The sequence below is a fragment of the uncultured Limnohabitans sp. genome (assembly GCF_937889215.1).
GTDB lineage: Bacteria > Pseudomonadota > Gammaproteobacteria > Burkholderiales > Burkholderiaceae_C > Limnohabitans_A.
In genome coordinates this window covers 1-9,469 of the sequence record NZ_CALBEX010000042.1, presented here as the reverse complement: position 1 = coordinate 9,469, position 9,469 = coordinate 1, and the positions used below count along the sequence as shown (strand labels likewise).

Annotated in this window: 9 protein-coding genes; 1 reads left to right on the top strand and 8 read right to left on the bottom strand. The window is 58.3% G+C overall.

The genetic code is table 11. The features are described 5' to 3' along the window. Nucleotides 1–403: LysR family transcriptional regulator substrate-binding protein (locus Q0341_RS01035; protein ID WP_299509964.1), on the top strand; the 403-nt coding region annotated here is incomplete at its 5' end. Between the two features lie 119 nt (nucleotides 404–522). On the opposite strand, the gene Q0341_RS01030 is transcribed toward Q0341_RS01035, so the two are convergent. The 8 genes from Q0341_RS01030 to mnmG all read right to left on the bottom strand — a co-directional run. Continuing rightward, nucleotides 523–2,313, bottom strand: coding sequence for an ATP-binding protein (locus tag Q0341_RS01030; RefSeq protein ID WP_299509963.1), 1,791 nt, complete (start codon nucleotides 2,311–2,313; stop codon nucleotides 523–525). Continuing rightward, a complete protein-coding gene (locus Q0341_RS01025) occupies nucleotides 2,310–4,070 on the bottom strand; it encodes an ATP-binding protein (protein ID WP_299509962.1) in 1,761 nt (586 codons plus the stop codon). The genes Q0341_RS01030 and Q0341_RS01025 overlap by 4 nt, the downstream gene beginning before the upstream one ends. A 116-nt stretch (nucleotides 4,071–4,186) precedes the next feature. Then, a complete protein-coding gene (locus tag Q0341_RS01020; protein WP_299509961.1) occupies nucleotides 4,187–5,104 on the bottom strand; it encodes a ParB/RepB/Spo0J family partition protein in 918 nt (305 codons plus the stop codon). A gap of 4 nt (nucleotides 5,105–5,108) precedes the next feature. Next, a complete protein-coding gene (locus Q0341_RS01015; protein WP_299509960.1) occupies nucleotides 5,109–5,705 on the bottom strand; it encodes an alpha/beta hydrolase in 597 nt (198 codons plus the stop codon). Nucleotides 5,706–5,725: 20 nt separating this feature from the next. Next, nucleotides 5,726–6,496, bottom strand: a complete 771-nt coding sequence (locus tag Q0341_RS01010; protein WP_299509959.1) for an AAA family ATPase — start codon at nucleotides 6,494–6,496, stop codon at nucleotides 5,726–5,728. Between the two features lie 19 nt (nucleotides 6,497–6,515). Continuing rightward, on the bottom strand, nucleotides 6,516–7,130 hold the full coding sequence (locus tag Q0341_RS01005) for a LysE family transporter (protein WP_299509958.1): 615 nt from the start codon (nucleotides 7,128–7,130) through the stop codon (nucleotides 6,516–6,518). A gap of 101 nt (nucleotides 7,131–7,231) precedes the next feature. Further along, complete coding sequence (gene rsmG / locus Q0341_RS01000; RefSeq protein WP_299509957.1) at nucleotides 7,232–7,879, bottom strand: 16S rRNA (guanine(527)-N(7))-methyltransferase RsmG; 648 nt, start codon at nucleotides 7,877–7,879, stop codon at nucleotides 7,232–7,234. Beyond that, nucleotides 7,876–9,469: tRNA uridine-5-carboxymethylaminomethyl(34) synthesis enzyme MnmG (gene mnmG / locus Q0341_RS00995; protein WP_299509956.1), on the bottom strand; the 1,594-nt coding region annotated here is incomplete at its 5' end. The genes rsmG and mnmG, both read right to left, overlap by 4 nt.

Here is a 9,469-nt window from a genome sequence, read left to right as displayed (position 1 = left end):
CCCCGCCGGGGAAACCTCTCCAACCATCGGCCAGTTTTCCGAACGCGAAATGATCACCTATGAACCAGGGCAAACCATCCGAGCGCGTTCCACCGATGCTTTGACACACCACTTCGGCCACCCCCCCCGAATCGCTTTGTCAACCTCTGGCAGCACCAGTATTGTTCAACTGGTGGGCGTCGGGCTAGGTTACTCCGTGGTGCCACAGTGGTTGGTGCCATCGTCCGACCCGCACATCGGTCAAATCGTCATGGACGATATCCCGCCGATCAGCGTTTACTTTGCGCACACGACGCTCCTAAGCTCCAACGCTTTTGTGCATCAGCTGCATGAAATTTGTGCCCGAGTCATGGGCAGCCAGCTCGAAGCCGAGACCAAAATCACTACCATTTTCCGTCATTAACGAATCGCGCCAAAAATATGCTTTGCCTCTCAATCAGTGGCAACGACGGATAACTGGGCGCCCCACCACAAAAGAACGCGCGAAAAGTTTTCTCAATGTGATGAACTCACCATCCAAGCTCAGGCTGTCCGCCGGTTCAACATCAGCGTCTCGATCTGGCCACACAGCTGCACCAGGTCAAACGGCTTGAGCATGACGTCGTTGAGCCCGGCCTGTTTGAATCTTTCCAGGTCGATGGGGTTGACGTTGGCCGTCAGTCCCAACACCGGGGTGTTGCGCGTGGCCTCGTCGAGTTCAAGGCGCAGGGCTTGCGTGGCTTCAATGCCGTCCATCTTGGGCATCACCATGTCCATGAAGATCACATCAAAGCGGTCTTTCTGAACAGCGGCCAAAGCCTGCAAACCGTCTTCGGCTTCCACCACTTTGCTGTGCGGCCAGTGGTTGGTCAGCACTTTTTTCACCAACAGTCGGTTGATCGGGTGGTCATCGACGACCATGAAGTTCAGGCGCTGCGGGTTGGTGTTTTTGTAAATGTCGTTGTGCGCCACGGGTTGGGGGGGCGCCGCCTGCGCAGTCAGTGGCAAGGTGAACCAAAAGGTCGAGCCTTGGCCCCAGGTGCTGTCAAAGCCGATGCGCCCGCCCATTAAATCGATCAAGCGCCGGGTGATGGACAGGCCCAGGCCCGTGCCGCCGTAGCGCGACTGTATTTCATCATCGGCCTGCACAAAGCGCTGAAAGATGCGCGATTTTTGGTGCTCGGCAATGCCGATGCCACTGTCCTGCACGGAGAACTTGACCACTTTTTCATCGCCAGTGACGCCGCCTTGCGGCGCGTCCTGCTCGACACACTCGACACGCAAAGTGACATGCCCTTGGTGCGTGAACTTGATGGCGTTACCCAGCAGGTTCACCAGAATTTGCATCAGCCGATGGCGGTCGGTGCTCACCCATTCGGGCACCCCCTCTGCGATCTCGCAGTGGTATTGCAGGTGCATGCTTTTGACGCGGGGATTGAACAGGCTGAAGGCGTTGTTGACTGTGTCGTGCAAGGCAAAGGTTTCGAACTGCACCCGAATCTTGCCTGCCTGCAATTGCGAGTAATCGAGCACGTCGTTGATGACGGTCATCAAGTGGTCGGCAGACTGGCGTGTGTGGTTGAGGATTTTCAGGGCTTGTGGTTTGTTTTGTGCCCGTCCGATCAGCATCGCATTGAAGCCCAAAATGGCGTTCATGGGCGTGCGCAACTCATGGCTGACATTGGCAATGAACTGCTCGCGAAACTCAGAGGTGCGCTCCAGTTCAAGGCGCGTATCTTCAAGCTCCTGGCGGCGTTTGAGTCGCTCGTTGTAGGCCTTGCGGTAGAGGCCGTCGTACAAAAACACCACCGACAAAATGAGCAGCATCGTGACCGCATTGCTGGCAAATGACGAGCGTACTTGCGCTAAACCCAACGTAGGGTGCGCTGGCAGCCAGCCGTGCCAAGTGGCATAAGACATGCCGCCCAACAATGCCAAGACCACCGTCAACCAAAACAACCCTGCTCGGCGGCTGATGGCATAAAACGGGATCAATGGAATCAAGGTGTACCAAGCCAAACGAGGTGAAAAAATACCCCCCGAAACCCACCCGGCATAGCTCACCTGCGTCAACGCAGCGACCACGCCAATGTGCACCGCCACCGGCATGGGCATGCCGTAACTGAACGCCACCAGCAAACCCATCAGCACCACGCCAAATGCCATGGGCACAGGGATGCCATTGTCGTAAGGTGTGACCATCGCCACCAGCAGCATGGCGACGATCATGATGATCACCAAGCAAAACAAATACGGCATTCGGCCTTCCCGAAAGCGCAATGGCAAATGCGGCGAAATGCGCTCGAGCCAGTTGTCAAAAATCGTGACCTTCATGGCTGCCCCTTTGCAAGGACTGGCCAAGGCAGGCGAGACAACACCGCCACCAATTGAACTTCATCCAGCGGTTTTTGCAAAACTTCATTCATGCCCGATGCCATGCAGCGCTCACGATCGACCGGGTTGGTGCTGGCAGTCAGGCCCAGCACAGGAACATCACACACCGGTTTGGGGAAATTTTCTCGCAGAATCTGGGTGGCCTGCAGGCCGTCAACATCCGGCATGACCATGTCCATCAACACCAGGTCAAAGCTTTGTTCACGCAACAAATCCAGTGCGACTGCGCCGCCATTGGCGTCTGTGATGACGGCCTGCGGCAAGCGTTTTTTCAACATCAGCCGCACCACCAACAGGTTCACGGCGTTGTCGTCCACCACCAAAATGCGCAACCGTTGTGGCAGCATCTTGTCGAGTTGTTGGTGTGCGTCGGGGCCGTCCGCAGCCGTCATCATCAGCGGCAACTCAAACCAGAACGTGGTGCCCTGCCCCAGCACGCTGCTGACCCCGATGCGCCCGCCTTGCAAGCTGACCAAGCGCTCACACAAAGACAAGCCCAGTCCCGTGCCGCCGTATTGCCGATTGGTTTGCGAGTCGGCATGCTCAAAGCGGTTGAACACCTGTTGCTGTCTGTGTGCAGCAATGCCAATGCCGGAGTCTTCGACTTCAAACAACACCCCCACACCCACACTTTTAATGCGCACCACCACATGGCCGTGTGCTGTGAATTTGGTCGCGTTGTCCACCAGGTGCCGAAGCACTTGAACCAGGCGCTGACGGTCCCCTTGCACCCACATCCCTTTGACCATGGCGTCTTCAAGCCGGATATCCAGACCTTTGGTTTGCGCTTTTTCTGCAAACACGTCGAGTACGCTTTGCACGGCCTCACTCAGTTCAAACCGGTCTTCGCGCAAGGACAATTGCCCCGCCTGCAGCTGAGAAAAATCCAAAATGTCATTGACCACGCGCAGCAACTGCTCGGTGGAGCGGCGGATGTGGTCGACAATTTCCGCGTCCTCGTCTTGGGCCGATAACTCGGTGCGCAAAATGCCATTGAGCCCCAAAATCGCGTTCATGGGTGTGCGCAACTCATGGCCCACCGAAGCAATGAATTCATCCTTGTGGGCCTGCGCCTGACGCAAGGCGCGGTGGGTTTCTTCGAGCGCCAAGTTGCTCATGTCAATTTGCTCGACTTGCTGGTTGTGCATGCGCTCAGCCAACCAAACGACCCCCATCGCCATGCAAACGACCAAGACCTTGTTCACCAGTGCCCAGGCCATGATGTCGTTGCTCATGGTCACCAAACTGCCCATCACCTCGGCATCGGTCAGCGCCAGAATTATCCAAGTGGTCAGTAAGGCCACAGCTCCCCAGAAAACGGCCGCCACTCTGCTGAGCAACAAAGTGGCAGGCAAGGTGACGACGGTCATCCAAACCATCGTGACCGAGTTGATCCCCCCACTTTGACCTGCCACCCAGCCGATGTGGATGATCGAAATCAGAAACCCCAGGTGCGCGATCGGCGCATAAGATCCACCCCACTGCAAAGCCCCCAACAAGGCCAAATAGGCCGCCGCCGCGATCAAGTGGAGTTTGTGGTCGTAAGCGGGCTGGTAAAGCCCATAAAACAACAAGGAACTGGCCACCAAGGCGATCAAACAAGCCCGCAGGAATTGGGTTTTGTCCTGTGCATTCGCGGTGTCGCGCACGCCCACCGAAAAGTCTTTGGTTTTGAACACGTTCAGCAAGGTCTTCATCGGCAACACTCAGTTTCGCTCGCGCCAGCAGTGCGCCGCATTGGGCAACACCAAGTCCTGCTCGAAGGGCTCGAAACGCATCACCTGGTTGGCCATCATGTTGTCCATGCTGTGTTTCAACCGCGCAGCTTGTCAATCAAGCCATTGAGCTCGTCGAGCGAGCCAAACTGGATGCTCAGCTCGCCCATCTCTTCCATCTTGCCCAGGCGCTTGACGCGTTTTTTGACACGCACCTCGACCTCGGCCATGAGCAAGTCCGACAGTTCCTCTTCCACACGGCGCACATCGCGCGACTTTTCTTTCTTAGGCTTTTGCGTCACCAAATTGAATTCGGCACTGAGCTTTTTGACCAAGCTTTCCGCCTCGCGAACCGACATTTTTTTGGCCGCAATTTGGTTGGCCGCCGTGATTTGGGTGGCTTTGTCCAACGACAACAAAGCACGGGCATGGCCCATGTCGATGTCGCCCGCCATCAACATGGTTTGCACCGGTTCGGCCAAGTTCAGCAGGCGCAGCAGGTTACTGCCCGCGCTGCGGGAGCGGCCCACGGCTTGCGCCGCCGCTTCGTGAGTGAGTCCAAACTCTCTAATAAGGCGCTGCAAACCCTGGGCTTCTTCCAGTGGGTTGAGGTCTTCGCGCTGGATGTTCTCGATGAGCGCCATGGCCGCAGCGGCCTCGTTGGGCACATCGCGCACCAAAACGGGAACAGACTCCAGGCCCGCCAAACGCGACGCACGAAACCGCCGTTCGCCCGCGATGATCTCGTATTTGCCGGCATTCGGGCCGTCATGCAACTGGCGCACCAAAATCGGCTGCATGATGCCTTGCGCCTTGATGGACTCGGCCAGCTCGTACAAAGCGCCCTCGTCCATGCGGGTGCGCGGTTGGTACATGCCCGCCACCATTTGGTCCAGTTTGAGCTGGCTGGGCAAACCACTTTCGGCATAAGAAGCCGTATCGGGTGCGTCTTCCACTTTGGGGCCCAGCAGCGCTTCAAGTCCGCGGCCGAGGCCTTTGGGTTTTTTGGTGACCATGTGTTCAATCCTTCAAAAGTGTCCGTAAAAGCGCATGGCCTTGTGGCCAATCGCCCAGCGATGAATCGTCGGTCGTGTGCCCGGCCGAACCCTGGCCAAGCCACTGGGCTGACCAGTCGCGGGCCAATGCTTGCGCCCAATCAACGCGGCCGTGTGGCCCATGGCCACTGCCCACGACCATGCTGCGAAAAGGCAGCGGCTGCCGCACAATGGGCTGCCAGCCTGGCAAAGTTTCTGGCAAGCCGCACGCCGCCACATCAAGGGGCGAGACCAACAGGGCCGCACGGACTTTGCCCGTGTGCTGCGACAAAGAGGCCCATGCCGCCACAAGAATACAAGCCAAGCTGTGCGCCACCAACACCACAGGCCCAGGCGCATCGATGACCACTTCGTCCAGGCGCGCCAGCCAGTCACCCCGGCGCGGCCGCAGCCAGTCGTTTTGCTCGACCACACGGCAGCCGTCACGCTGCGCCCAAGGCTCGGGCCAATCGCCTGTGCCACCGCCAGGCCAACCCGGCAACAGCAGCACCGTCAAGCCCTGGCCAAGGCCGGCGTTCGCCTCGTGCTCGGCCAGCTGCCCAGCCCCGGACATGCAGGCCATGGCTGAATGGGCAACATGGCTCAAAGCAATGGGGCCCGTTTGATCATCTCGGCGGCAAAGTCCACATACGCTTGGCTGCCCTTGGCCGAGGGGTCGAACACCACGCCCGGCAAACCATAACTGGGCGCTTCGGCCAAGCGCACATTGCGCGGGATCACGGTGTCAAACACCTTGTCGCCAAAGTGGGCCTTGAGCTGGTCGCTGACTTGCATTTGCAAAGTGATGCGGGGGTCGAACATGACACGCAGCAAGCCGATGATTTTCAGGTCCTTGTTCAGGTTGGCGTGCACCTGTTTGATGGTGTTGACCAGATCCGTCAAACCCTCCAAGGCAAAGTATTCGCACTGCATGGGCACGATCACGCCATGGGCCGAGCACAGGCCATTGAGGGTGAGCATCGACAAGGACGGCGGGCAGTCGATGAGCACAAAATCGAATTCGCCATCCACCGCAGCCAAGGCGGTTTTCAGGCGTTGGTCGCGGTGTTCCAGCTGCACCAGCTCCACTTCGGCGCCGGCCAGCTCACGGTTGGCGCTCAGCACGCGATAGCCGCATTTGTCGGCCTGCACCGCCGCTTCGGTGATGGAGGCCGACTCCAGCAGCACGTCGTACACGCTCAGCTCGACCTGGCGCTTGTCAATGCCCGAGCCCATGGTGGCATTGCCTTGCGGGTCCAGATCGACCAACAACACACGCTGGCCCAGCTTGGCCAAACCCGCGGCAAGGTTCACGGTGGTGGTGGTTTTGCCTACACCACCCTTTTGGTTGGCGATGCAAAAAATTTTGGCCATGTCGACTTCTCCCGAATACTTATTTGGACAGGGCCATCTTGAGCCCGAAGCCGACCAGGCAAATGCCCGCCAACTTTTGCAGAAAACCCGTGAAACGAGGATTGGCGCGAATGCGTTCGGCCATGTGGTGCGTGATCAAGACCACGCCAAAGCAGTACAAAAAGCCCAACACGGCAATGGTCATGGCCATCACGGCAAATGTGACCCAGCCTTGGTGGTTCACCGGATCGATGAACTGCGGGAAAAATGCAAAGTAAAACATGATCGCCTTGGGGTTGAGCAAGGTGATGAACAGGGTTTCACGAAAGTAATGCCCGGGCGTGATCTGAATGCTGGGGCCCTCGCCCGGTTTGGCGGTGATCATTTTGTAGCCCAACCACGCCAAGTAAGCCGCACCCAGCCACTGCAAAGCCATGAACAAGGTCGGTTGGGTTTTGAGCAAAGCCGCCACACCCGCCACCGTGAGCCACAGCAAAATTTGATCCCCCACAAGCAACCCAAGGACCGATGCCAGACCGCCAGCCATGCCGCCTTTGCTGGCCGAACTGATCAAGGCCAAATTGCCGGGGCCGGGCAAGAACAGCAGCAACACAAAAGCCGCTGCAAAAGCACCGTAATCCGAGATACCAAACATGTGAGCGCCTTCAAAACAATACGCGAGTGTAAGTGATGCACCCTTGTTTGAGGCCTGGCACAGCATGTTTCACGTGAAACACCGCCGCCCCCAAGCCTCGCTCAGGTAACTTGCGGTGCCATCCAAACCATGCAGCGCTCCACATCCAAAAACGGAACAGTCAATGGTTCCACGTGAAACACTTGCACATCGGCGGGCAAAGCGTCTATTTCGGCCTGCGGGTGTTTGCCTTTCATGGCCATCCACACCCCGCCTTCGGCCAGCGCCATGCGCGACCAACTCACAAAATCAGGCAAAGAGGCAAACGCCCTGGAGCAAATCACAGTGTATGGATCGGCCAGGGACTCAACCCGTGCATGGATGCCGCGTAAATTAGGCAACCTCAAACTCACCGCCACCTGCTGCACAAACGCCGCCTTTTTGGCCACGGTGTCGACACAAGTCACCTGCAACTCGGGCATGCATATGGCCAGCACCACACCGGGCAAGCCGCCGCCTGAGCCCACGTCCAGCACCTTGATCGACTGGCCTTGCGTGTGCCGGGCCAAGGGTGCAACGGCCGTCAAACTGTCCAGCAGATGGTGCGTGAGCATCTCGGCTGGGTCGCGCAGCGCCGTCAGGTTATAAACCTTGTTCCATTTCTGAATCAGGGCGGCATAGTCCAGCAAGTGTTTGGTCTGCGTGTCCGTCAAAACCAGGCCCAAGGCCTCTACCCCCGAGCGCAAACCCGCTTCCAAATTCAGACTCATGCCTGTGCGCCTTCCTCGGCAGCTTGCATGAAGCCCTTGAACCCACCCTTCTTCAGGTGAATCAACAACAAGGACACACTGGCTGGCGTGATGCCAGAAATGCGCGAAGCCTGCCCCAAGGTTTCAGGCCTGTACTTGGCCAGCTTTTGGCGGGCCTCGATCGATAAGGCCGACACCTGCATATAGTCCAGTTGCTCGGGCAGACGCAAATGCTCATAAAACGCCGCCCGCTCAACCTCGCCTTTTTGGCGGTCGATGTAGCCAGAATACTTGGCTGCAATTTCAACTTGCTCAATCACCGGGGGGCTCAGCTCTCCCAGTGTTTCACGTGAAACGTCGGCCGTCGCCATGCGGCCTTCGTCCAGTGACATGAGCGCTTGGTAGGACACATTCGGTCGGCGCAACAAGTCAAACAGGTTGTGTTCATGTTCGATGGCTTTGCCCAGCACCCGCTCAGATTCGGCCGCTGGCAGGTTGCGTGGGTTCACCCAAATCGACTTCAGGCGCTCTGTTTCACGTGAAACAGCGTCGCGCTTTCTGCTGAAGGCATCCCAGCGGGCATCGTCCACCAGCCCCATCTGTCGCCCCACTTCGGTCAGGCGCGCATCGGCGTTGTCTTCGCGCAGCTGCAAGCGAAACTCGGCGCGGCTGGTGAACATGCGGTAAGGCTCGGTCACGCCCTGCGTCACCAAGTCATCAACCAAGACGCCCAGATAAGCTTGGTCTCGTGCAGGGGTCCAAGCGGCCTGGCCTCGGCACTGAAGGGCAGCGTTGATGCCGGCAAACAGGCCTTGTGCGGCCGCCTCTTCGTAACCGGTGGTACCGTTGATTTGGCCAGCAAAGAACAGGCCGTTGATTTGGCGCGTCTCAAAGCTGTTTTTCAGGGAGCGCGGGTCAAAGTAGTCGTATTCAATGGCGTAACCGGGGCGCAAGATGTGGCAGTTTTCAAGCCCCTTCATCGAGCGCACCAAGTCGTATTGGATGTCAAACGGCAAGCTGGTCGATATGCCGTTGGGGTAGTACTCGTGTGTGGTCAGGCCTTCGGGCTCCAGAAAAATCTGGTGGCTGTCCTTGTCGGCAAACCGGTTGACCTTGTCTTCCACGCTGGGGCAGTAACGCGGGCCCACGCCCTCGATCTTGCCGGTGAACATGGGGCTACGGTCAAAGCCGGATCGGATGATCTCGTGTGTGCGTTCGTTGGTGTGGGTGATCCAGCACGGCACCTGCTGCGGGTGCATGCCCGCGTTGCCCATAAAACTGAATACGGGCACGCCAGCGTCCGGGTTCATGCCGCCAGGCACACCGTCGCCGGGCTGCTCTGCGCATTGGCTGAAATCAATGGTCCGGCCATCCAAGCGCGGTGGTGTGCCCGTCTTCAGGCGTCCTTGCGGCAGCTTGAGTTCTTTCAAGCGTGCAGACAAGCTCAAAGCTGGAGGATCACCGGCCCTGCCTGCGGCATAGTTTTGCAAGCCCACATGGATCTTGCCGTCCAGAAAAGTGCCGGCCGTCAGCACCACGGTGCGCGAGCGGAACCGAATGCCGACCTGCGTGACCGCGCCCACCACCCGGTCGCCTTCGACCATCAGGTCG